The following is a 22513-nucleotide window of genomic DNA, read 5'->3' on the forward strand; positions in this document are numbered from 1 at the left end:
GGGCAGAGGTGAGGCGGCACCGGCAGGAATGCCTGCGCGTGATGGAGGCGGTGCCATGGACCTGAGCGCTGCCACCATCCTGGTCGCCTTCGCGGGCGTGTTCCTGATCAGCTTCATGAGGGGCGCATTCGGTGGCGGCTTTGCCATTGTCGGCATCCCGCTGCTCTCGCTGGTCATGGATCCTGTCACCGCGGGCGGACTGCTTGCGCCACTATTCATCGCAATGGATCTCTATGCATTGCGCTACTGGAGGCCCTCGACCTGGTCCAAGCCGGACCTCGTGCTACTGCTGCCGGGACTTGTGATCGGCATCGGCTTCGGCTTCCTGCTGTTCCGCGTACTCGACCATCGAGCCATTGCGGTCATGACGGCGGCCATTACCCTGGCCTTCGTCGGCCTCTGGCTCGTGCGGGGCGGGGAAATGACGCATCGTCCGCGCTCCAAGCCGAAGGCAGTCGCCGCCGGCCTCACGTCGGGCATCACCACCATGGTGGCGCATTCGGGGGGACCGCCGCTTGCGATGTATCTGCTGCCTCTTGGACTTGGGAAGGAGATCTACGCGGGAACGACAAGCCTGTTCTTCACCGTCGGCAATGCGACCAAACTGGTGCCGTGGCTGGTGTTAGTGCAGCCTGCGGCCACGACCTGGGCGTTGATGGCGATCTGCCTGCTCGCCATTCCCTTTGGTATCTGGTCAGGCTGGCGGCTTCATGGCGTTCTGGATCAGCGCCAAGTCTATCGTGCCTGCTATGGCTTGCTGGTCGTGACGGCGCTGAAATTGCTGTGGGACGGAGCTTCCGGCTTCTTGGGGTGAGCCCGGACGCCCGGCATGCCCTCGAGGCGTGACGTGCCGGTGCCGATTCACTGGCTGGGTGAACCCTGATGGATATGGGTTCGATCGGGCTTGGCGAGTCCGGTGTGCGTATTGGAATATTTTTGTTTCGCCATCCATAATCCTTCGCCAGGATCGGTCGCATTCGAGTGTGAGTGCGAGGATCAGATGTCGGATGCAGCAGAAAAGTCGACCGTATCCGAAACGCCGCCGCCCGCGCGCAGCCTGAGGTCGCGCTGGCTCTATCCGGCCTTGCGCGTCGGCTTCCTGCTGCTTGCTGCCTGGCTCGTCTGGTATGTCGCCGGCAATTGGAACCGCTGGACCGGTGCCGCCCGCCTCGCGGAGACCGACAATGCCTTCATCGTGGGCGACGTCACGCCCTTGTCGGCCCGCGTCTCCGGCTACATCAAGGAAGTCCCCATTCGCGACTATCAGGCGGTGGAGGCCGGCGATCTCATCGCCGAGATCGAACCGTCCGACTATCAGGCCCAGCTTGCATTGGCACAGGCCAATCTCGCCGCGGCCGAGGCCAGTCTCGCCAATGTCGCCAATCAGAAGAACGTGCAGAATGCCCTGATCCGGCAGGCAGGCGCCAATATCGACGCGGGCAGTGCTGATGTGCGGCGCTATCAACTCGAAAGTACGCGCCAGCGCGATCTGCTCAAGACCGGCACGGCCGGCACCCAGCAATCGGTCGAGCAGGCCGATGCCAATGCCCAGCGCGCTTTGGCCCAGAAGGCGCTCTATGAGGCCCAGCTCGACCAGCAGAAGGCCCTGCTTGCCGGCCTTGATGTCCAGGAGCAGCAGGTCAAGGCCCAGATCAAGGCCGCGGAGGCGCAGGTCACCCTCGCCACCAACAATCTAGGCTACACCAAGATCCGCTCGCCGGCCAAAGGGCTCGTCGGCCAGCGCCAGGTTCGCCCAGGCCAGTTCGTCAATGTCGGCACGCAGGTGATCGCGGTGGTGCCGTTGCCCAATATCTGGGTGGTGGCGAACTACAAGGAAACGCAGATGACCAATATCCGCCTTGGTCAGCCGGCGCATGTCACCGTCGATGCCTTTCCCGACCTGGTCCTGGCAGGACGTGTCGAAGCCTGGTCGCCCGGCACCGGCAGCACCTTTGCCCTGCTGCCGCCCGACAACGCCACCGGCAATTTCACCAAGGTCGTGCAACGCATTCCGGTCAAGATCGCCCTCGACCCCAATCCGGCCCTGGGAACCTTGATCCGGCCTGGCATGTCCGTGGTTGCCACCGTCGATACCGGAGCCGGTGACAAGGCAGGCACCGGCACGGCAGCGGCGCCATGACGGCGGCCGGCATGACGACGTCAGCCGCCCCCCTGACGGCGACCGGCGCAGCCCTTGAGCCGGCAGCGCATGCGCCGCCGCGCTTTCGTGCCGATACGCTGCGTCCCTATATCGGCATCCTCGGCGTGCTGCTCGGCTCCATCATGTCGACGCTCGGCAGCCGAGTCACCAGTTTCGGCCTCGCCGATCTGCGTGGCGGGCTGCATCTGGGCTTCGACGAAGGCGCCTGGATGACCACCACCTTCGCTGTCGGCCAGATGCTGGTCGGGGTTGCCTGCCCCTATCTCGGCGCCATTTTCGGGGTCCGGCGCATGCTGTTGCTGGGTATCACGCTGCTCTTCGTCGCCAGCCTGCTTGCGCCTCTCTCCCCCAATCTCGGAGCCTTCCTGGCCGCCCAATTCCTCGCGGGGGTCGGCTCCGGAACGTTCATTCCACTCACCATCAGCTTCATCGCCCGCAGCCTGCCGCCACGCCTGATCATCTACGGCATCGCGGTCTACGCCATGAATTCGGAGCTCTCGCAGAATGTCGCGGCCTCGCTCGAAGGCTGGTATGCGGACAATCTCTCCTGGCGCTGGATCAGCTGGCAATATTGCGGCCTGCTGCCGCTGATGTTCACCTGCGTATGGTTCGGCATTCCACGCGAGGACGTTAAGACCGAACTCCTGCACCATTTCGACTGGCCGGGTCTGGTCTATGCCGGGGCCGGCTTCAGCCTACTCTATGCCGGCCTCGACCAGGGTAACCGGCTCGACTGGACCAATAGCGGCCTGGTCAACGGCCTGCTGATCGCCGGCGGCCTGGTGACGGCGGCCTTCGTCGTGCGCGAGCTATGGGTCAGCCGCAGGCCCTTCCTCAATCTGCGGCTCTTGATGCAGCACCATCTCCTGCTGTTGCTGCTCCTATTGGCAGGCTTTCGCTTCATCATCCTGTCAACAGCCTATATCATTCCCAATTATCTGCAGTCGGTGCAGAATTTCCGGGAATTGCAGGTCGGCGCCGTGCTGCTGTGGATCGCCTTGCCCCAGCTCATCATCGTGGTGCCGCTCGGCTATGTCCTCAAGCGCTTCGACGGGCGGTGGGTGCTGGCCGCCGGCACCGCCCTGGTCGGTATTGCCTGCCTGATGGCGGCCCAGCTCACCAGCGCATGGGCCACCGACGATTTCCTGCAATCCCAGATCCTGCAGGCCCTCGGCCAGTCCTTCGCGCTCACGGCGCTGGTCGTCCTGGCGGTGCAGTCGATCAATCCGGCCGATGCGCTGACGATCGGTGCCCTGCTGCAGATCAGCCGCATGTTCGGCGGCGAAATCGGCACGGCCTTCATGCAAACTTTCGTGCGCGTGCGCGAACAGGTTCATTCCAATCTCATCGGCCTGCATGTCGACAGCCTCGCTGGCGCGACGGTCGATCGCCTGGCAGCCTATCGCAATGCCGTCAGCGCCCACACGGCGGATGTGGCGATCGCCAGCGCCCGGGCGACGAGCCTGTTGTCCTCGGCCATCGCCAAGCAGGCGGCGGTGCTCTCCTATATCGATGGCTTCCTGGCCGCCGCCGGCGGTGCCTTTGTCTGCCTCCTGCTGATCGCCTTGCTGCCCAGGCCCAATCGACTTCCTATCTAGATAGAAGTACGATTTATCCAGATAATTCTGAGTTATACCTGATTGGCTTAATCTTTTTTCTTAGCAAGACTGCTGCAGCGATGCGCCTACCTTGACGGAGACGAGACGAACGTCGTAGGGCGGGTTGGGATCTCCCAGCGCCCGACAGCGCGTCTCGTCTCTTTCGCAATCAGAACCTCCAGACGAAATTGCCTTTGACGCTCTGGTCGACGGCCTTCTCGCCAAATTGTCCGCTATAGGACACGCCGAGGCTGGCCGAATGTGACAGCGCCACGCTTAGCCCGGCATCGACCGCCAGCGCATCGCGAGCGATTGGTGTACCATTGGCGAGGAAGCTCGAACCATTGGCCAAAGCGAGTGCCGCGGTTGGCCTGAGATTACCATAGGCATGCCGCCAGCCCAGGGTCGCCTGCGCGGTGGCGACGATGTCCCCGGTCAGGTCGAAGCTGGTCGCGGCCCGAGCGCCCAGGGTGGTGAAGCCAAGCTTGCTGGTTTCGCTCCGGCCGGTCAAAGCCGCGTCGCCGCCGGTCTCCCGGAAGCCGTCGGTATGCAGGTTGAGATAGGCCGCGTTGACGAAGGGCTCTAAGCGCAAGGCTCCCCTGTCGATCCGATAGCCGAGCTCACCGAAGAGCTGCGCTGTACCGGCGTCATAGCTGGTGCTGAGCCGGTCGGCGTAGCTGGGCAGGATCACGCTGCGGTCGCTGTCGACGTCGTGCCATGTATAGGTGGCGCCTAGCCGTAAGGCGAGGGCGTTCCACTGCCGACCGGCATAGAGGCCGACATGGTAATTATCGGCCTTGCCTGAGGCGGAGCTGGTATCGGCATCGAAGCTCGAATGGCTGTAGCCGGCGAGGGCGCCCAGGCGCCAGTCCTGCAGGAACGAGCCCTGGACCAGCGCATCGAAGCCGAGGAGGAAGCCGCCCGTGCTGTGATCGATGCGGACATCGTGACCGCCGCCGAAATGGCCCCAGGAACCAAACCCCTGTGCCCAGAAGCCGGAAGGGGCGGGCGAAGTATCCGAGCCGAACGGCGTCGGGCCGTGGGGCGTCGCGGTTTCAGCATAGGACAGCAGGCCGGTGGCTGGGGCAGTGGGGGCGACGGCAGCCAGATCGGCGGTATAAAGACGATTCAGCACGGCATCGCGCAGCAGCCCGCTGTCCTGGATCAATACGCTCCGGGCCGAGGCATGGATGTCGCCGGACAGGGTCGAGAAGGCCTGACGGGCGCTGGCGACATCCGGAGCCTTGGCGACGGCTTCATAGAGAGAGCTGCCGCCTGCCAGCGTCTCGACGCTTTCGGCCACGGAGCGCTGGCTCTCGCTGGTGGCGACGGAGGCGAAGCTGGCGTCGTTGCGTGTCACCTTCAGATAGATGTTATTGGCGTTCTGCGACAGGCCGAGATCGACGAAGGGGGCGTTGTCGACCACCTTGGAGAACTGGCCGGTGATACCGCCATTGGCGCTCAGGATCTTGTAGGTCTGGCCGATCGAATAATCGCCGGAAGCGGGGATGACGGAAACCGTGCCGCCATTGATGGTGGCGGTGCCGGTGGCGTGGATGAAATCGTTCTGGCCTGCGGCGTTGATGTTCACCTGGATGGTGCCGCCGTCATTGACGAAGTTGCGCACCGTCAGCGTCGTTGGCCCGCCGGTCTGAAAGGCGATCTTGCCGGCGTTCTTCATCGTGCCGCTGACGGTGGAATTGCCGCCTCCCGGGATCGCCCACAGGGCATCGGGAGAACTCAGCACGACGGTCGTGGCATTGCTTGCCGAGCCGATCCAGCGGGCAGAATCGGCTAAAGTCACATTGCCTCGCGAAGCACCGTTCACAGCCAGATTACCGGTCCATGTCGTGATGCCCCGCAGACTGGCCGACAGGATATTTGCTCCATCCGCAGCAGGTGCCTCCACCTCCATGTTCCCAGAGAGCGTGGAATCGATTGCGGTGAGGCTGAGTGCACTGGGTAGATGGAAGATCCGGCCCGTACCGACATCGGCAAGCAGGCCCCCGGTGCCTTTGAAGGCCGTGACGTCTGAACCGATCAAGCGCACCGTGGCTCGCCCACCATCTGCATAGATGGCGGCTCCGGCCGAGTTCATCGTAAGCTTGGTATTATCCAGAGCGAAGGTCGCATTCTCGGTCACTGCATTCGAGACATGGACGCCCCAGATCGCTCCCTCAGAATTGGCGCCATCCAGCTCGCTGTTGGAGACCTTGATAGTGCTCAAACTGCCTCCGGTCAGCAAGGAGGTACCACTGCCTTGGTCCGTATCGGCGTGGATCTTCAGACCGGTCGCCGTCAAAATTCCGTCGGCGCTCGCCGAAAAAACACCCTGGCCTGCTCCGGTCAGCGAAATGGTTCCCCCGTCCTTCAAATCGACCCGGCTGCCGTCGCCGCTGTGGGCGACGTAGAGCCAGGCACCGCTGGCATCGATCGGGCCATTCACGGTAATGGTGCTGTCGAACTGCGCAGAAAGACCATCCGACCAGGCACCATGGCCAACCAAGGTGGTTTGGCCGCTAAACGTCATGCGGCTGCTCCGGGAGGCTATCGCACCGTTGGCAACGTCCGCGACATCGAGGTTTAGGTTGGTCGCGTAGATCGTACCGCCCGGCGCGTCTGCCCAATTGGCCTGCAGCCCCGTCGAGCCCCCGCCGACGCGAACGATCCCCCCACCCTTGAGATTGATGGTGGTCTCGTTCTCCGCAAAAATACCGATGTCGTAATCGTCACCATTCAAGGCAGGTGGCACCGTCACGTCGATGGGCGTATCGGCGTTGCTGTAAAGCAGCGAGCCCTTGTCGATGGCATGAAAGCAGATCTCGTTCCTACAGGTCGCCTGGGCCGGCGTGATGCGCACCGTCCGTCCGCTGCTGGCTGTCGCCTGTGCATGCGCGGATTGGCACAGCATGACGGTGCCTGACGCCAATAGGAAACTCAGGAGCGACCGCTTGGGCAGGCGGGAGCGAACTCGAGCGTTTCCGGTCGACGTCATGGGGGCCCTCCTTTTCCACATAACCCGGTCGGTTCAGGTCTGTGCACCTGACTGAATGGGCCGCACGGTGCCTTTAGGCAAAGCCTGCCCCGCACCGGAATAATGAGAAAATATCTCAAAATTTCACAGAATATGAATCAAAATTATCGTGTTTTAATGATACTTTCAAGTGTATGATTTTTGAATGATCAATTATCATATAGGAATAAATTATCGTAGAATCATTGTTTATGAATAATATTCAAATTATGAATTGATGCATCGGCATATACGATCGAATTGTTTGCTGGATGTGGAAGTTTTTATTGAGAATGGCGCGATTCTACCCATGCTCAGCCTTAAGTTGTGCGGGGCGAGTCAAATACCTGAGGACTGAGGGACTCGGGAACATCCGGTTTTGCGGACAGGCAACGGAGCCACCAAAGCCATAGTGGCTCCAGCCGGGGGGTGAGATCGCCGTTCTATCCATCGCGTCGGGGCGCTGCGTGGATCAAGGCGCGGATGGCGTTGCTGAGGGAGGAGGCGGGATCCGACAGCGCCAGTGCGGAGGAAAAGTGATCCTCCTCACTCTGCACCAGCAATGAGGGCGGCGAATTACCGGCCTGGGTCCAGGCCGTGGCGAAGTCGCGTGACTGGCGCTGGAACTCACCGGTCTCGCGACCGCCATAGGCAACCAGAAGCTTCGCCTGCGGCATGGGCCGCGCCAGAAGCAAGGGGCTGTTGCGACGCACCATGCCCCAATCGAGCTGGAGCTGCGGCTGTATGAACGTATAGGGCAGGGGGCTGAGGTCGTAGAGGCCGCCCACCAGAATGCCGCCCTGAAGCATGTCTGCGGGCAGGTCATAGTCTTCGTGCCATTCAGCCAGCAGACACATGGCGGCTAGATGCGCGCCGGCCGAGTGCCCGCCGACATGCAGATGGCGGGTATCCAGGCCGAGAGTGGCACCGTTGCGATGGATCCAGGCGACGGCCGCCCGCGCCTGGCGGACGATCTCGCCGATGGAGACGCCTGGGCAGAGCGCGTAGTTCACATTGGCGACGGTTATGCCATTGGCAGCCGCGCCGGCGGCGGCGAAGGCGAAATCTTCGCTCGAGAGCATGCGCCAATAGCCGCCATGGAAGAAGACCAGCACCGGAGCATCGGGAGCCTTGGCCAAATAGAGATCGAAATATTCGGCCCGCGTCGGGCCATAGGGGATGCGGCGGCGGGGCTGCAGGCTGGCGAGGGCCTCCAGGCTGGCGGCATCGAAGCGCCTGCGATAGGCCGAAAAATCGGGGACCGAGGCCTCGACATCATAGTCCCGATCGAGCTGGGCCTGGTCGAGGAAGTCGCGATAGAGCGGCACGGGCATGTTCGGTCCTCACTTGGCGATGGAAAGTGCGTGTACCCGGTTCGATCGGGCTTGTGCCAGACTTGGGAACAGCCGACGCGCGGAACCATGGTCGATCGCCTCCCGGATGCGGTCGTCCAGGCGTGGTGACTGTGCCAGCTGGCTGATCGAGAGCGCCGCCGCCGGCACCGTCCCGAAAGGCAGGTCCGATCCGAACAGGAGCTGCGAGGGCTCGACCAGGGACAGCAGGGCCGACAGAGCCTCCGGCGCGGTCGCAAAGGCGGTGTCGAAGTAGAAGCGGCTGAGATAGTGGCGGACGGGGTGGGCAAGCTCGAGGCCCGGAATGCGCTGGCCCATATCGAGGCGGAAGGACAGGAAAGGCAGCGTGCCCCCGCCATGGGCCAGGATGATCGGAATGTCGGGGTACCGGTCGAGCGTGCCGCTATAGATGAGGTGCATTGCGGCTCGTGTCGTGTTGAACACGAACTCTAGGATCCAGGGGAAATAGGAGAGCGGTGCGTCATAGGCGGGCATTGCCGGATGGAGGAAGACCGGCAGCCGCCGGCGTGACAGCTCCGCGAAGAGAGGATCGAATTGCGCATCGCCGAGATAGGCCCCGCCATAGTTCGAGAGCAGGACGACCCCGGAAAGATTCAGCCGGTCGGCAGCATGGTTCAGTTCGACAAGGGCATCCTCGACATCCGGCAAGGGCAGGACGGCGAGGGCACCGAAGCGGCCATGGGCCTGCCCGGCGATATCGGCCAGATATTCGTTGCACTCGCGGGCGAGTTCGCGCCGGAACCCGGGATCGCCGATCGAGGCACCGGGATCGGAAAAAGACAGCAGCGCAGCGGCAATGCCGAGCTCGTCCATCTGGCCGAGCGCGCTTTCCGGGCTCCATTGCAGGCTCGGCTCGTCGGGCGAGCGTCCGCCGAGCTTGGCGAGACCGGCATCGGCCAGCCTCCTCAGATACCAGCGCGGCAGCGGATGTTGATGGACATCGATGATCTGACCTGTGTCGCCCATTGAAATCTTGCTCCTTGCCGAGGCACTCTTTGCCCATGTTGGCTTGCTGGCCGGAACCTAGGGCTGGCGGGCTGCGCGCCACAGAGGGATAGTTCGCAACGGCGTGTCCGAATATTTGGACGATGGAGCAGGGCATTTTGCGATCTGGTGAAACCGCCGGGAATCGCGAAGATGCTCTAGCCAGTCCGACGGATTGGCTTGGAAACGGGGAGTGAGAGCGGTTGCGTTCCGGCCCGAACGCCTCTGGCTCTCAGGATGCGGGGCGTGACGATGATCTATGAAGACATGGCGATATTCGCCGCCGTGGTCGAGACTGCCGGCTTTGCCGCCGCCTCCAGGCGTTTGCGCATGTCCAAGTCGACCGTCAGCCATCGCGTGGCGGAACTGGAGGCGCGTCTCGGCGCCCGGCTTCTACATCGCAATACAAGGACGGTTCGTCCCACGGATATCGGCCTGTCCTATTATGAGCGCTGCGTGCGCATCATCGCCGAAATCGAGGCGGCGGAAGCGGCGGTCCAGGACCAGCAGGGCCAGCCGACCGGCATCCTGCGCCTTTGCCTGCCCATCGAGCTGGGCATGCACATCATCGGCCCCGCCATTGCGCGATTCCGGCGCGAGAACAGCCAGGTCGACATCGATGTCGAGGTGACCAGCCGGCATATCGACCTGATCGAGGAACGCTTCGATCTGGCTTTCCGGATCGGCACATTGGCCGATTCACGCTTGATCGCCCGCAAATTCCTGACAGTTCCCCGCGGGGCTTATGCGAGCCCCGACTATGTGGCCGCGCGCGGCATGCCCACCGTTCCGGCCGAACTTGCCGAGCAGGACTGCCTGCACTTCTATTCGCCCTATGTGCCGGCCGACTGGACCTTTTTGCGGGGTGAAGAGCAAGCCAGCGTTTCCCCCCATGTCGTCGTGCGCATGAACAATCTGACGATGCTGCGTGACATGGCGCTGGAGGGCCAGGGGATCGCCGTGCTGCCGCGCTATATGTGCGCCTCGGCCCTGCGCAAGGGAACGCTGGTGTCGGTTCTGCCCGATTGGCAGCCACCCGGCGCCGATGTCTATGCCCTCTATCCGAGCGGGCGGCATCTGCCGCTGAAGGTGCGCAGCTTTCTCAAATTCATCGAGCGCCAGTTGCGCGCCACGGCCAGGCAGATCGTCGAGATGGCCGATTTCTCGCTCGACATCGAGGACAGGATTCCCGCCGAAACCGGGAGCCGGCCCAAAACCGGCCCCGCAAAATTGGCCTGAGGCAGGGACGCCGCCGACTGGTCTCCGCCCATCCCGGCCTTTCGATTGCAGTGATTTCCTGGACGGTGCGTTCCTCCGATCCGCGCTAGTCCCACGACCGTGCTCGCTTCATCGTCGAGAGCAAGAAGGCACCTGCTCCGCCCTGCGGACCAGGGTGCCCACATAGCGTTTTGCGATTTGGCGGATCTCCAAGAATCGCAAGGACGCGCTTTGCTCGAGGGGAGGAAAACACGATGCCGATTTCCGAAGCGCGGCCAAAGGCCTGGAGCGCGAGTGACCTAAGCGTACCGGCTGGAGCCGAGGCCTATCTGATGCTTGGCGGGCGCATTCTGCTCACCGTCATCTTCGTGGTGTCGGGTGTCCGCAAGATCGTCGAGTTCGACTTCTTCCTTGCCTATATGAAAGCCTTCGGCGTGCCGGCATCCTCCCAACTCCTGCCGCTGGCAGCGGCTTTCGAGATCATCGTCGGCATGGCCTTTGCCCTCGGAATAGCGACGCGCCTCTGTGCCGTCCTGCTGTTCCTGGAAACCCTGCTGCTCAATTCGATCTTTCACAATTTCTGGAACTATCCGCTCGAGCAGCGCCTGGCCCAGCTCAATTTGTTCCTGTTCCACCTAGCGACGCTGGGCGGCTTTCTCTACGTGATCGCTCATGGCGGCGGACGTTTCAGCCTGAGCAGGCCGGATCAAGCCCGGGACGTGGACCAAGCCGGGGCGGCCGTGAAATGACGGTTTCAGGCAATGACATACCGGCATCCGCTCCGGCCCGCATGGCAGGGAGGTTTGGCAACCGATGGTGGGTGGTTCTCGCCGCGGGCCTGGGGGTCATCGTGGCCCAGGGGCCGGTCATCGTCTTCACCTTCGGTGTCTTCGTCGACCCCGTGGCCAGGACGCTCGGCTTCGAGCGCAGCACGCTGTCCTCGGCCCTGCTGGTACTGACCTCGGCCGCCGCACTCGCGACGCCGGTGATCGGCTGGCTGATGGATCGCTACGGCATACGCCCCGTGATGATTCCGCTCATCGCCCTGTTCGCAGCCTCGACGGCTGCCCTGAGCCTGATGCAATCTTCTTTGGCGATGCTCTACGGGCTCTTCATCCTGCAGGGGATCTTCAGCGCCAGCCAGAATCCGACGGGCTATGTCAAGGCGATCGCGGCCAGATTCGACCGGGAACGCGGCCTTGCCATGGGAATCGCGATGGCGGGGGCAGGGCTGGGCGTGGCCCTGGTGCCGCTGTATGCCAGCCTGCTCATCGAAGCCTATGGCTGGCGGGCGGCCTATCTCGGCCTCGGCCTCCTGATCGTCGTCCTGGCCCTGCTGCCGGTCTGTCTGTTCCTGCATGAAGCCAGAGTTCTGCATGAAGCCAGGGCGCTCGATCGCCGCGCCGTGACGGAGGCCCGGCCGGGCGGCCTCACCCTGGCACAGGTGATGAAGCGCTCGCCTCAGTTCTGGTTGCTTGCTGCTGCTCTCCTGCTTGCGGTGACCTCGATCAACGGCGTCCTCGCCCAGTTGGTCCTGCTCCTGCGCGAACGTGGCTTTGCGCCTGCCGCGGCGGCGACTGCGATGAGTGTCGCTGGGGGGGCGATGATCCTGGGCCGGTTGATCGTCGGCTATTGTCTCGACCGCTTCTTCGGCCCCCATGTCGGCATGATCTTCTTTGCCCTGCCGGTGCTGGGTATCGGGGTGCTGCTCGCAGGAGGCAATAGCGGCTTTCTGCCCTATGTCGCGGCCGCCCTCTGCGGCCTCGGCATCGGCGCCGAAATCGACCTGATGGGCTTCCTGGTCAGCCGCTATTTCGGTCTTCGCGCCATGGCGGCGATCTATGCCGTCCTGTTCGCGCTCTTCACCGTCGGCTCGGGCCTGGGGCCTCATATCATGAGCCTGTCCTGCGATCTCAGGCAGTCCTACGATCCGGCCCTGATCGGCTTTGCCGCCGCTCTCTCGCTCGCCATCGCCCTGTTGTCGCTGCTCGGCCCCTATCGCTTCCCGGCTGAACGCGAGGGCGGAGCGGGTCAATGATCCCACGTCGCCGTCCCTTCAGTCGATAGCGAAGGCGAGGGCGACGAAATCCTGGCCTGCATGGCTGAACTCGCCGACAGGGGTCATGCCGAGCTGGTCGATATGGGCCGAAAGGGAACGGGGATTGGCCTTGGCGACGAACGCCGTGCCGGCCTGGTAGCGCTGCCGGACTTCCGGCAGCATGGCGGCGAAAAGCCGGCGCAGGAGCCCCTTGCCGCGGGCCGATACATCGATGCAGACAGGCCCATAGGCAAAGCAGCGCCATGCCGACAGCGCTGTGCCGCGAAAGAGCCACTTGTCGAAATGGCCGCTCATGGTGCGATAGGGCGGCGGCAGGGCCGGCGAGGCACTGTCGTAGCAACACAGGCAGGCAAGGATCCGCCCCTCGGAAGCGGCGACGAACACGCCGATTTCCTCGGCCATGTCCTGCAACTGGGCCGGCGTGAACAGGGCGGAGATGAAGCCGTCCTGGCGCTCCTCGGTACTGAGCCGATCGACATGATAGCGGTTCAGGAGCTCGCTTGCAGGGCCGAAATCCTCCTGGCGGGCCTTGCGGCAGACGATTTCGGCTTCGGCGGCAAGGTGGTCCTGCATGGCGAAATCCCCGGTTGGACTGATCATCTCGATACAACGGATCGGCGGTCGAGATTGTCCAAATTTCTGGACAGGCCATTCCGGCGGCGAGGCTTCTGTCCCCGATCCGATGCCGATACCCAAGGCAGCAGATACATGTGATTGCAAGGGAGAACAGGATGTCCGCCACCAAGATCTTCGAAACGGGAGGCTATCGTTTCATACCGGCCGTTTTCCAGTATTCCAGCGGCGTTGCGGCTCTTGAGGGGTACGCCATCCGGCGCCATCGCCTTGCCAGACCGGTTTCACTGGAGGAAGGGTTCGGGCTGATCGGGCGGACATTGCGGGAAGCGGGCCGTCCGCTGACGGCCTTCTGTGCCTGCGAATTGCGCTCGCCCGGCCAGTTCAGCGATGCCGGTTTCCGGGCCTTCAACCAGCATTATGTCGAGACGCTGCGCGCCTGGGGCCTGTTCGACGGGGAGACCAATCCGGTTGCACGTTCCAATGTCTGCCCGAAAGTCGAAGCGCCGCGGCAGACGGTCTTCCACGCCTTCTCCTATACGGTTCCCCAAAATACGATTCCAACGACCAGTCCGGCGCCGAGTTTCGTGATATCGGGCAGTGGGGAAGCCAGGGCCGGCGACGGACCCTATGCCGGGCGCATCATTCGTCTTGGCGACACCTCGCCAGATGCGATGCGCGAGAAGGCGGCCTTCGTGCTCGGCGAGATGGAACGACGGCTTGCGAGCTTCGACATGGCATGGGGCGATACCACGGCCACCCATGTCTATACACTCGGCGACATCCATCCCTTCCTCGAAACCGAGATTCTGCGGCGAGGGGCAGGACATGCGGGGATCGACTGGCACTTTTGCCGCCCCCCGGTCGAGGGCCTCGAATATGAGATGGATTGCCGTGCCGTCCATGACGAGCAGGTGCTTGCGATCTGAAGTCGGTACCACGACGTTGAACGGACGGCTCTCAGTGCCCTGGCTCGATAGATGGTGATTTTGGCAGGATCGCCTCGACGCCAGCGGCAATCTCCAGCAATTGCCGGTCGCTGCCATGCCTGCCGACGAGCATGAGGCCCGTCGGCAGGCTCGACCACGGCAAGGGCAGGGAAATGGCGGTCAGATCGAACAGATTGGCCATGACGGTGTTGCGCAGGACCTGCGCATTGGTGGCGAGATAGAGTGCGTCATCGCCGATCAGCGGCCCCAACAGCGGCGGTGTGATGGCGACCGTCGGCAGCATGAGGGCATCATGAGGCCGCAGCCGCTCATCCATGGCTGCGCAGAGCCTGATACGCTCGCGCAGGGCCCGGATATAGGCGGACGCCGCGACCTCGCTGCCCGGCCGCATGCGTCTGGCGACCCGGGGATCGATGTGGGTTTCGCCGTCCTGCAGCGCCTGCCAGTGAATGGCAGCTGACTCGATCGCCGGGATCGATGCCGATGGGATGGCTTGTGCCAGTGCCGTCAGGAGATCGTCGATGGTGATATCGGTCACGACGGCGCCCCGATCGGACAGATGGCGCCTGGCCCGCTCGAAGGCATCGGCCACCTCGCCATCGAGGCCGTCGAGCAGCCGGCCCGCCGGTATGCCTAGACGCAGGCCGGCAATCTGCTGACGCGCAAGGCCCCGGGGTTCTTCGCCCGCCATGATCGCATCGGCATCCGCACAGGCCTGCACCGAGCGGGCGAGGGGCCCGATCGAGTCGAGCGAGGGCGAGAAAGGCAGGACGCCGTCCCTGGGGTGACGCCCGGCCGTCGGCTTGAAGCCGACGATAGCGTTGAAGGCAGCCGGCACCCGGATGGAGCCGGCCGTGTCGCTGCCGATCGCGATCTCGCTGGTGCCTTCGCCGACCGAGACGCCCGCCCCCGAGGATGACCCGCCCGGAATGCGCTCCGCCGCCACCGCATTTGCCGGTGTGCCGTAATGGGGGTTGAGGCCGAGGCTGCTGAAGCCGAACTCGACCATGTTGGTCTTGCCGAGAATGACGGCGCCTGCCCGCCGCAAGCGCCTCACGACAAGGGCGTCGGCCCGGGCCGGCTGCCCACCGGCCAGGACCTGCGACCCGGCCAGCGTGACCTCGCCGGCGATATCGAAGAGATCCTTGATGGAGACCAGCGTGCCGTCGAGGGGTCCCAGCGTTAGCCCGGTGCGGTGGCGGGCGTCGGCCGCATCGGCCGCGGCTCGGGCCGCCTGATGATAGAGGCGGGTGAAGACATGCCGGCCACTGTCGCCACCGTCGATACGCCCGAGGACCATTTCCAGCCCGTCTCGGATCGTTTCCATGCCGCTGTCTCCCCTATCGATAGTGGCGCCAGCCTAGGCGGCTGCCCCAGCCCTCAATAGCCCCGTGAAGCAGGACAGACTGTCTCGTCGGGGCGAACGCTGTGTCCGCGCGGGGCAGCCTTCCGTGTCCATAAAGGCGAGGGCTAGATATCCACCGAGGCGACGGCTCGCCCACCACGGCTGAGCCCTGCTGCCAAGAACTGATCTGCATGAGCTGTTGTGAAGGAGTGGATATGAAGATTGCCCGTTTTCTGGGGGCGGATGGGCCCGAACTTGGCTTGGTCAAGGGAGATCGGCTGCACAGTCTGCCAAGGGCCGCCCAGGCTGCCGGACTGGCATGGCTGGCCCCGATGTTCCGCGACATTCGCTTGTTCCTGCTGGCCGATGAGCCGACGCGTGCAGCGCTGATCGGCCGGATTCTGTCCGCCGGCGATGCCGGCTCGGTTCCCCTGGCCCAGGCCAGGCTCCTGGCGCCCATCGAGACGGGGTCGAAGATCCTCGCCCATGTCGTGAATTATCCCGGCCATGATGCGGAAGCGCGGGTGAAGATGCCCGAAAAGCCGTTCTTCTTCGTCAAGACCCCGTCATCGGTCGCCAATCCCGGCGATCCGATCTTCGCACATCCGGTATCGGCGAAGCTCGATCACGAGGTGGAGGTCGCCATCGTCATCGGACGCGCCGGTCGGGACATCCCGGCGGGGCGCGCGCTGGACCATGTCGCGGGATATACGGTCGCCAATGATGTGAGCTATCGCGACCTCCAGATGAACGAGGATTTCCCGGCCCTCAATCAGAGCTACGGCAAGAACTGGACGCAGGCCAAGGGCCTCGACAATGCCTGCCCGCTCGGGCCGGTGCTGACGCTGGCCGACGAACTTGCAGAACCCTATCCGCTGGCGATGACCTGCCGGGTCAATGGCGAGATCCGCCAGAAGGCATCCACCGCGGAGATGGTCTGGAAGGTGCCGCAGCTCATCGCCGAGGTCTCCCGTGGGATGACGCTGCTGCCGGGCGACGTGATTCTGACGGGGACATGCGCCGGTGGTGGCCTTGCCGATGGCCGTTTCCTCAAGCCGGGCGACGAGGTCGTCTGCGAGATCGAGGGGCTTGGCGTCCTCATCAACAAGGTTCGCGCGGCGGCCTGATCCGCGGTTCCGCATAAGTGCGCAGCTACTATCACGAGAGGAGATGGAGATGGCCAGAACAAGAGTGGTCCGCCATGGCGACGGCGCTGTGGTCGCGCCCTGGCGGGTCAAGTCGTCGGGCGATTTGAGCGATGGACGCTTCGACCTGATGGTAGGGGAGGTGTCCTATCGCAGCGGGCCGCCTTTGCATCGGCACGAGGACCAGGAGGACACCTTCTATGTGCTTGAAGGCATCCTCACGGTCCAGGGCGATGAGGAGATCTTCGAAGCCGGCCCCGGCGACTTCGTGACCTTTCCGCCCGGCGTCGCCCACACCTTCGACAATCTCAAGCCGGACCAGCCGCCAGTCAAGGTGATGAACATCATGACGCCCGGCGGCTATGACCGTGCCATCGCGGCTTTCAACGAGTTGGGTCCCGAAATTGTTGATTTGGCCAAGGCGCAGGCCGTCGGCAAACGCTTCAAGGTCGAGATCGTCGGACCGCCTATCCATGAAAAGCTGGGCTGAGCCGCCGCCAGTGGCACCGGATGCAACAGGCCCTAAACCGGCCGCAACGGGAAATGGAGCTGGCCATAGAGACCGGTAACGACGTTTGCGATCCGTTGGCCGGTGACAGGGAATCCGCCGTTGCCATAGCCAGCGGTCATGACGAAGAAACGCAACTGCGCGAAAATATAAGCGGGCCGGCGATGACATTTCAATAAGCGCCCTTAAATGGAATTGGCGTCCTATTCCCGGTGCGGGGCATTCCGTGGCCGGAACGAGCGTTTTGAACAGGTTAAAAGGAGGCCGGCTCGATCATGACGACGTCAACCCTTGTAAATCGGCGAATAGTGCTCGCTTCCCGGCCCGTCGGTGCGCCTTCGCCTGACAATTTCAGGGTCGAGGATGTGCCGGTCAGCGAGCCTTCGGAGGGGCAGCTCCTTCTCCAGGTCCTCTATCTCTCGCTCGATCCCTATATGCGCGGCCGCATGAGCGCGGCCAAATCCTATGCCAAGCCCGTGGCGATCGGCGATGTCATGGAAGGGGGCACCGTCGCCCGCGTGATACGCTCGCGCCATCCCGATTACAGGGAGGGCGACATCGTGCTCTCCCATTCCGGCTGGCAGAGCTTCGCGCTTTCCGATGGCGCGGGGTTGCGCAAGCTCGACCCGCAGGCGGCACCGGTGAGCACGGCGCTCGGGGTGCTCGGCATGCCCGGCTTCACGGCCTATGCGGGCTTGTTGACGATTGGCCAGCCCAAGCCAGGCGAGACCGTCGTCGTTGCCGCCGCATCCGGCGCCGTCGGCTCGGTTGTTGGTCAGATTGCCCGGATCAAGGGCGCCCGCGCCGTCGGTATCGCCGGTGGCGCGGACAAATGTGCCTTCGTGCGGGATGAACTCGGCTTCGATGCCGTGGTCGATCACCATGCTCCCGATTTCGCCGCGCAGCTCGCTGCTGCCTGCCCCGAGGGGATCGACATCTATTTCGAGAATGTCGGCGGCCGGGTATGGGATGCAGTGTTTCCGCTGCTCAACGATTTTGCCCGTATCCCTGTCTGCGGCTTGATTGCGCAATACAATGCAGGCCCCGATGCCCATCCCGGCCCCGACCGCCTGCCGCCGGTGATGCGGGATGTCCTGAGCAAGAGCCTTCTCATTCGCGGCTTCATCCAGCGCGAATTCGCCGACCAGCGCCCGGCCTTCTATCGGGAGGCGGCGGAATGGATCGCCTCGGGGCGCCTTCGCTACAAGGAGGATATCGTGGACGGGTTGGACAAGGCGCCCGAAGCCTTTATCGGGCTGCTCGAAGGTCGCAATTTCGGCAAGCTCGCCGTGCGTGTTGCCCCCGAATAGCGTCCGAGCCTCTCCCTCGAGAGCCGGGCTATCCCGCGGGGTCGGCTCGCCGAGTGGGCATTGGCCGGTCTCGATCCTGGGCTGCGTGCAAACAAACAGCGAGCCGGGCAGCCTATCGGCGGCGCGAATCGCTGTTTCGCATAAAATTGACTAATTCAATAGACTTTCTATATTTGAGAGGATTCTGAGCAACGAGCGGGTGTTTCATGAAACGTCATTTGCGGGCGATGGTTGGGGTGCTGGCCGGCGCGGGGTTGCTGATTGCCTCAGCGGCACGGGCCGAAGAGGGCAAATTGCGCATCGCCCAGCAATTCGGCGTCGTCTATCTCACGCTCAATGTCGCACAGGCGCAGAAGCTGTTCGAAAAGCACGGCAAGGCCGCAGGCATCGACATCAATGTCGAATTCGTCAAGCTCTCGGGCGGGGCGGCGGTGAACGATGCGCTGCTATCGGGCAGCATCGACATTGCGGGGGCAGGCGTCGGACCGCTGTTCACGCTGTGGGACCGCACCCACGGCAGGCAGAACGTCAAGGGCGTCGCCTCGCTCGGCAATTTCCCCTACTACCTCGTCACCAACAACGCCAATGTGAAGACGATCGCCGACTTCACCGACAAAGATCGCATCGCGCTGCCGGCCGTCGGCGTTTCGGTGCAATCGCGCATCCTGCAATGGGCCTCGGCCAAGCAATGGGGCGATGCGGATTATGCCAGGCTGGACCAGATCTCGGTCGCGCTGCCGCATCCGGAAGCCGCCGCGGCGGTGATCAAGGGCGGCACCGAAATCACGGCCCATTTCGGCAATCCCCCGTTCCAGGAACAGGAACTCGCCGAAAATCCGAAGGCCCACATCGTTCTCAAATCCTATGACGTGCAGGGTGGGCCGGCCTCCTCGACGGTGCTCTACGCCACGGAGAAATTCGTCAAGGACAGCCCCAAGACCTACAGGGCCTTCCTCGACGGTCTCGATGAAGCCGCCAAGTTCATCCGCGACAATCCCGAGGCGGCGGCCGATATCTATCTGGAGGTGACGGGCGCCAAGACCGACCGGAAGCTGCTCCTGCAGATCATCAAGAACCCGGAAGTGAGCTTCAAGATCGCCCCCGACAACACGCTGGGGCTCGGCCAGTTCCTGCACCGCGTCGGCGCCATCAAGAACGAGCCGAAGAGTCTTTCGGACTATTTCTTCGATGAGCCTCGCATTTCCGGCGGCAGCTGAATGCTTCGTTCCAAGGAAGACTTTGAGATGGGTGATCGGTAGACCGCATGACGGACAGCCTCCTGCACGGTTTTTCCAAGCCTGCTTTTCGCAGGCCGCGCGACGTTCCGCGTGCGCTGCAGCCCGTTGCCGAGAGCGGCTTGCCAGGGCCGCTGCTGCAGGCACGCTCGGTGACCCTGGAATATGTGACCCGCCATCAGGTCGTCCGGGCCACGCATAGGGTGGATCTCGATGTCTATGAGGGTGATCGTTTCGTCCTGCTCGGGCCGTCGGGTTGCGGCAAGTCCACGCTGTTGAAGGCGGCGGCGGGGTTCATCAGGCCGGTCGAAGGCGAATTCGTGCTCAGGGGGCGGCCGATACGCGCGCCGGGTCCCGACCGTATCGTCGTCTTCCAGGAGTTTGATCAACTGCCGCCGTGGAAGACGGTGTTGCAGAACGTGGTCTTCCCGCTCGTTGCTTCGGGAAGCCTGCCGCGTCAGCGGGCGCGGGAGCGGGCCCTGCATTACCTTGACAAGGTGGGCCTCGCTGCCTTTGCAAACGTCTTCCCGCACCAGCTCTCGGGCGGCATGAAGCAGCGGGTGGCGATCGCCAGGGCGCTCGCCATGCAGCCGGAGATCCTCTTGATGGACGAGCCTTTCGCGGCGCTTGATGCCCTGACGCGGCGCAAGATGCAGGAGGAACTGCTGCAATTGTGGGATGAGGTCCGTTTCACCCTGTTGTTCGTCACCCATTCCATCGAGGAAGCGCTTGTCGTCGGCAACCGCGTGGCGCTGCTCTCGCCGCGCCCGGGCCGGGTGCGCGCAGAGATCAACAGCCACGAATGGGACCTGACGAGCGTCGGCGGAACGGCCTTCCAGGCTGCGAGCCAGCGTATCCATCGCCTGCTGTTCGAGGAGGAGAGCGCAGAAGTGCAGGGGGCAGTCGAGGCGAGGGTCGGTTGGAGAGGGCAGGCATGAGTACGGCCGTGAATGGGCCGCTCGTTCCACCGGTCCGCCCGGAATTCGAGCACGACCTGGCGCCCTTCATCGAAGTGGCGCTCGAACGCCGGCTGCCGCTGGCGACCCGCCTGTGGCAGCAGGGTTGGCTGCGCAAGGGCCTGATACTCATCGTCCTCGCGCTCTTGTGGGAGATTTTGGCTCGCTATCAGGACAATGATCTGCTGTTGCCGACCTTCACGGCGACCGCACGGGCCTTCGCTGCCGATATGGCCAGCGGCGAACTGCCCGAGCGGGTGCGGCTGTCGCTCCTCGTCCTCGTCCAGGGGTATCTCGCCGGTATCGTGCTCGCCTTCGCGCTGACCACGCTCGCCGTCGCCACCCAATTGGGCCGGGACCTTTTGTCGACGCTGACGGCCATGTTCAACCCGCTACCCGCCATCGCCCTGCTTCCTCTGGCGCTGCTGTGGTTCGGGCTCGGTGCCGGAAGCCTGATCTTCGTGCTTATCCATTCAGTGTTGTGGCCGCTTTCCCTCAACATCTTCGCCGGTTTCCAGGCCGTGCCAGAGACCCTGCGCATGACGGGCCGCAATTACGGCCTGCGGGACGTACGTTATGTTTTTCAGATCCTGGTGCCCGCTGCCCTGCCGGCGATCCTCTCGGGGCTGAAGATTGGGTGGGCCTTTGCGTGGCGGACGCTGATCGCGGCGGAACTGGTGTTTGGCGCCTCGTCCGGCAAGGGCGGGCTCGGCTGGTTCATCTTTCAAAACCGCAACGAGCTCTACACCGACCGTGTCTTTGCCGGCCTCGCCCTCGTGATCCTGATCGGTCTGGTCATGGAGAATGTGGTGTTCGCGACGCTGGAAAGGATCACCATCCGCCGCTGGGGGCAGGTGCGCTGACCTCGGCTTACCTCAAAGTCACATGCTAGGGGCGCGGGCGCTTCGGGACATCGGGAATGATCACGGAAAGACGAACCATGTCGAACAGGATCGCATGCCACGCCGGCAATCATGACGGCTCCGCAGCCACGGGCAATGGCAGGCCGAACCCATGAGTGGGGCTGGCGAATATCTATGGTACATCCCCAATGACATCAGGGCCGGCCATCGCGGTGATTCAGCCGTCGAGGATCACAACAGCCTGGAAACGCTGACTCGTCAGGCCAGGGCCCTGGAGCACCATGGCTGGAAGGGGGCGCTGATCGGCACCGGCTGGGGCCGGCCCGATACCTTCACCCTCGCCACTGCCCTTACCGTGCGAACCTCGACCTTCGAACCGTTGATCGCCATCCGGCCCGGCTATTGGCAGCCGGCCCAGTTCGCCTCCGCCGCGGCCACGCTTGATCAGCTGAGCGGCGGCCGCGTGCGCGTGAACGTCGTGTCGGGCCTGGATAAGCTGGCGGCCTATGGCGATGCCGAGGGGGAGCAGGCGCATCGCTATGCCCGCACCCGGGAATTCATGCGCCTCGTGCGCAGGCTTTGGACCGAAGAGAACGTCACCTTTGACGGTGAGCATTTCCGGGTTGCCGCTTCCACTGCGGCGCCACGCATTTCCCCGCATGGCCAGCGTCGACATCCCAGGCTCTATTTTGGCGGCGCCTCGGAGGCGGCGGAGCGCGTGGCTGCAACCGAGGCCGATGTCCAGCTTTTCTGGGGAGAGCCGTTTGGCGGCGTACGGGAGCGGATCGAACGCCTCAGGGCCTTGAGCACGGCACTCGACCGCGATCTTCCGCCTTTGGAGTTCGGCTTGCGGATCACCACGCTGGTCCGCGACACGACAGAGCAGGCCTGGGCCGATGCCGAGGCGAAGGTCGCCGAGATGGCCAGGACCAATGGTGCCGGCTGGCATGACCATCGCCAGGCCGTCGCCGAGGGGCAGCGCAGGCTGCTCGATCTCTCCTCGCGCGGCGACGTGCTCGACGACAATCTCTATACCGCCCCCGGCAAGTTCGGCGGAGGCGGCGCCGGCACGACCTGGCTGGTCGGCTCGGCTGCCGATGTCGCCCGTTCGCTGCGCAAATACCGGGAGCTCGGCATCACGCATTTCGTGCTTTCCGATACGCCCTATCTCTCCGAGATCGAGCGGCAGGGCAAACAATTGCTGCCGCTGCTGCGCGATTGA

Annotated in this window: 19 protein-coding genes; 14 read left to right on the forward strand and 5 right to left on the reverse strand. The window is 63.7% G+C overall.

Annotated features, from left to right (window positions below):
* Nucleotides 1-55 precede the first annotated feature (55 nt).
* The 3 genes from AB4037_RS04210 to AB4037_RS04220 all read left to right on the forward strand — a co-directional run bounded on the left by AB4037_RS04210 (nt 56) and on the right by AB4037_RS04220 (nt 3759).
* The gene (locus tag AB4037_RS04210; RefSeq protein WP_434960640.1) at nt 56-814 is read left to right on the forward strand and encodes a sulfite exporter TauE/SafE family protein; all 759 of its coding nucleotides are present in this window, start codon (nt 56-58) and stop codon (nt 812-814) included.
* A 186-nt stretch (nt 815-1000) separates the two neighbouring features.
* Entirely contained in the window at nt 1001-2140 is a 1140-nt protein-coding gene (locus AB4037_RS04215; protein ID WP_434960641.1) for an HlyD family secretion protein, read from the forward strand.
* Between the two features lie 11 nt (nt 2141-2151).
* Nucleotides 2152-3759 carry an MFS transporter gene (locus AB4037_RS04220; protein ID WP_441770636.1) on the forward strand — a complete coding sequence of 536 codons (1608 nt, stop codon included), beginning with the start codon at nt 2152-2154 and terminating at the stop codon, nt 3757-3759.
* 169 nt (nt 3760-3928) lie between these two features.
* Here the strand turns inward: AB4037_RS04220 and AB4037_RS04225 are convergent, their stop codons facing one another.
* The 3 genes from AB4037_RS04225 to AB4037_RS04235 all read right to left on the reverse strand — a co-directional run bounded on the left by AB4037_RS04225 (nt 3929) and on the right by AB4037_RS04235 (nt 9111).
* Nucleotides 3929-6754 (reverse strand): autotransporter outer membrane beta-barrel domain-containing protein, encoded by a 2826-nt coding sequence (locus tag AB4037_RS04225; RefSeq protein ID WP_441770637.1) that lies wholly within the window; start codon nt 6752-6754, stop codon nt 3929-3931.
* Nucleotides 6755-7215: 461 nt separating this feature from the next.
* Nucleotides 7216-8106: an alpha/beta hydrolase gene (locus tag AB4037_RS04230; protein WP_441770638.1), complete on the reverse strand. Its 891-nt coding sequence runs from the start codon at nt 8104-8106 to the stop codon at nt 7216-7218.
* Nucleotides 8107-8115: 9 nt separating this feature from the next.
* Nucleotides 8116-9111 (reverse strand): amidohydrolase family protein, encoded by a 996-nt coding sequence (locus tag AB4037_RS04235; protein WP_441770639.1) that lies wholly within the window; start codon nt 9109-9111, stop codon nt 8116-8118.
* A gap of 270 nt (nt 9112-9381) precedes the next feature.
* Between AB4037_RS04235 and AB4037_RS04240 the strand changes: the two genes are divergently transcribed.
* The 3 genes from AB4037_RS04240 to AB4037_RS04250 all read left to right on the forward strand — a co-directional run bounded on the left by AB4037_RS04240 (nt 9382) and on the right by AB4037_RS04250 (nt 12385).
* On the forward strand, nt 9382-10368 hold the full coding sequence (locus tag AB4037_RS04240; RefSeq protein WP_441770827.1) for a LysR family transcriptional regulator: 987 nt from the start codon (nt 9382-9384) through the stop codon (nt 10366-10368).
* Between the two features lie 233 nt (nt 10369-10601).
* Nucleotides 10602-11096 carry a DoxX family protein gene (locus AB4037_RS04245; RefSeq protein ID WP_441770640.1) on the forward strand — a complete coding sequence of 165 codons (495 nt, stop codon included), beginning with the start codon at nt 10602-10604 and terminating at the stop codon, nt 11094-11096.
* Nucleotides 11097-11167: 71 nt separating this feature from the next.
* On the forward strand, nt 11168-12385 hold the full coding sequence (locus tag AB4037_RS04250; RefSeq protein ID WP_441770641.1) for an MFS transporter: 1218 nt from the start codon (nt 11168-11170) through the stop codon (nt 12383-12385).
* An 18-nt stretch (nt 12386-12403) separates the two neighbouring features.
* Here AB4037_RS04250 and AB4037_RS04255 read toward each other — a convergent pair whose 3' ends face one another.
* Entirely contained in the window at nt 12404-12979 is a 576-nt protein-coding gene (locus tag AB4037_RS04255) for a GNAT family N-acetyltransferase (protein ID WP_441770642.1), read from the reverse strand.
* Nucleotides 12980-13137: 158 nt separating this feature from the next.
* Here AB4037_RS04255 and cnbZ point away from each other — a divergent pair, with 158 nt between their 5' ends.
* Nucleotides 13138-13908 carry a 2-amino-5-chloromuconate deaminase CnbZ gene (cnbZ, locus tag AB4037_RS04260; RefSeq protein ID WP_441770643.1) on the forward strand — a complete coding sequence of 257 codons (771 nt, stop codon included), beginning with the start codon at nt 13138-13140 and terminating at the stop codon, nt 13906-13908.
* Between the two features lie 31 nt (nt 13909-13939).
* Here the strand turns inward: cnbZ and AB4037_RS04265 are convergent, their stop codons facing one another.
* Nucleotides 13940-15256 carry an amidase gene (locus AB4037_RS04265; RefSeq protein WP_441770644.1) on the reverse strand — a complete coding sequence of 439 codons (1317 nt, stop codon included), beginning with the start codon at nt 15254-15256 and terminating at the stop codon, nt 13940-13942.
* Nucleotides 15257-15489: 233 nt separating this feature from the next.
* On the opposite strand from AB4037_RS04265, the gene AB4037_RS04270 reads away from it, so the two are divergent.
* The 7 genes from AB4037_RS04270 (at nt 15490) to AB4037_RS04300 (ending at nt 22513) form a co-directional block, all read left to right on the forward strand.
* On the forward strand, nt 15490-16401 hold the full coding sequence (locus AB4037_RS04270; protein WP_441770645.1) for a fumarylacetoacetate hydrolase family protein: 912 nt from the start codon (nt 15490-15492) through the stop codon (nt 16399-16401).
* A 49-nt stretch (nt 16402-16450) separates the two neighbouring features.
* Complete coding sequence (locus tag AB4037_RS04275; RefSeq protein ID WP_441770646.1) at nt 16451-16909, forward strand: cupin domain-containing protein; 459 nt, start codon at nt 16451-16453, stop codon at nt 16907-16909.
* 293 nt (nt 16910-17202) lie between these two features.
* Nucleotides 17203-18237 (forward strand): NADP-dependent oxidoreductase, encoded by a 1035-nt coding sequence (locus AB4037_RS04280; protein WP_441770647.1) that lies wholly within the window; start codon nt 17203-17205, stop codon nt 18235-18237.
* 227 nt (nt 18238-18464) lie between these two features.
* The gene (locus tag AB4037_RS04285; protein ID WP_434961350.1) at nt 18465-19454 is read left to right on the forward strand and encodes an ABC transporter substrate-binding protein; all 990 of its coding nucleotides are present in this window, start codon (nt 18465-18467) and stop codon (nt 19452-19454) included.
* A gap of 47 nt (nt 19455-19501) precedes the next feature.
* Nucleotides 19502-20410 (forward strand): ABC transporter ATP-binding protein, encoded by a 909-nt coding sequence (locus AB4037_RS04290; protein ID WP_441770648.1) that lies wholly within the window; start codon nt 19502-19504, stop codon nt 20408-20410.
* Nucleotides 20407-21291 (forward strand): ABC transporter permease, encoded by an 885-nt coding sequence (locus AB4037_RS04295; RefSeq protein WP_441770649.1) that lies wholly within the window; start codon nt 20407-20409, stop codon nt 21289-21291. Before AB4037_RS04290 ends, AB4037_RS04295 begins: the two co-directional genes overlap by 4 nt.
* A gap of 151 nt (nt 21292-21442) precedes the next feature.
* Nucleotides 21443-22513: an LLM class flavin-dependent oxidoreductase gene (locus tag AB4037_RS04300; RefSeq protein ID WP_441770650.1), complete on the forward strand. Its 1071-nt coding sequence runs from the start codon at nt 21443-21445 to the stop codon at nt 22511-22513.

The sequence above is a fragment of the Labrys sp. KB_33_2 genome, assembly GCF_052114505.1.
Lineage (GTDB): Bacteria > Pseudomonadota > Alphaproteobacteria > Rhizobiales > Labraceae > Labrys.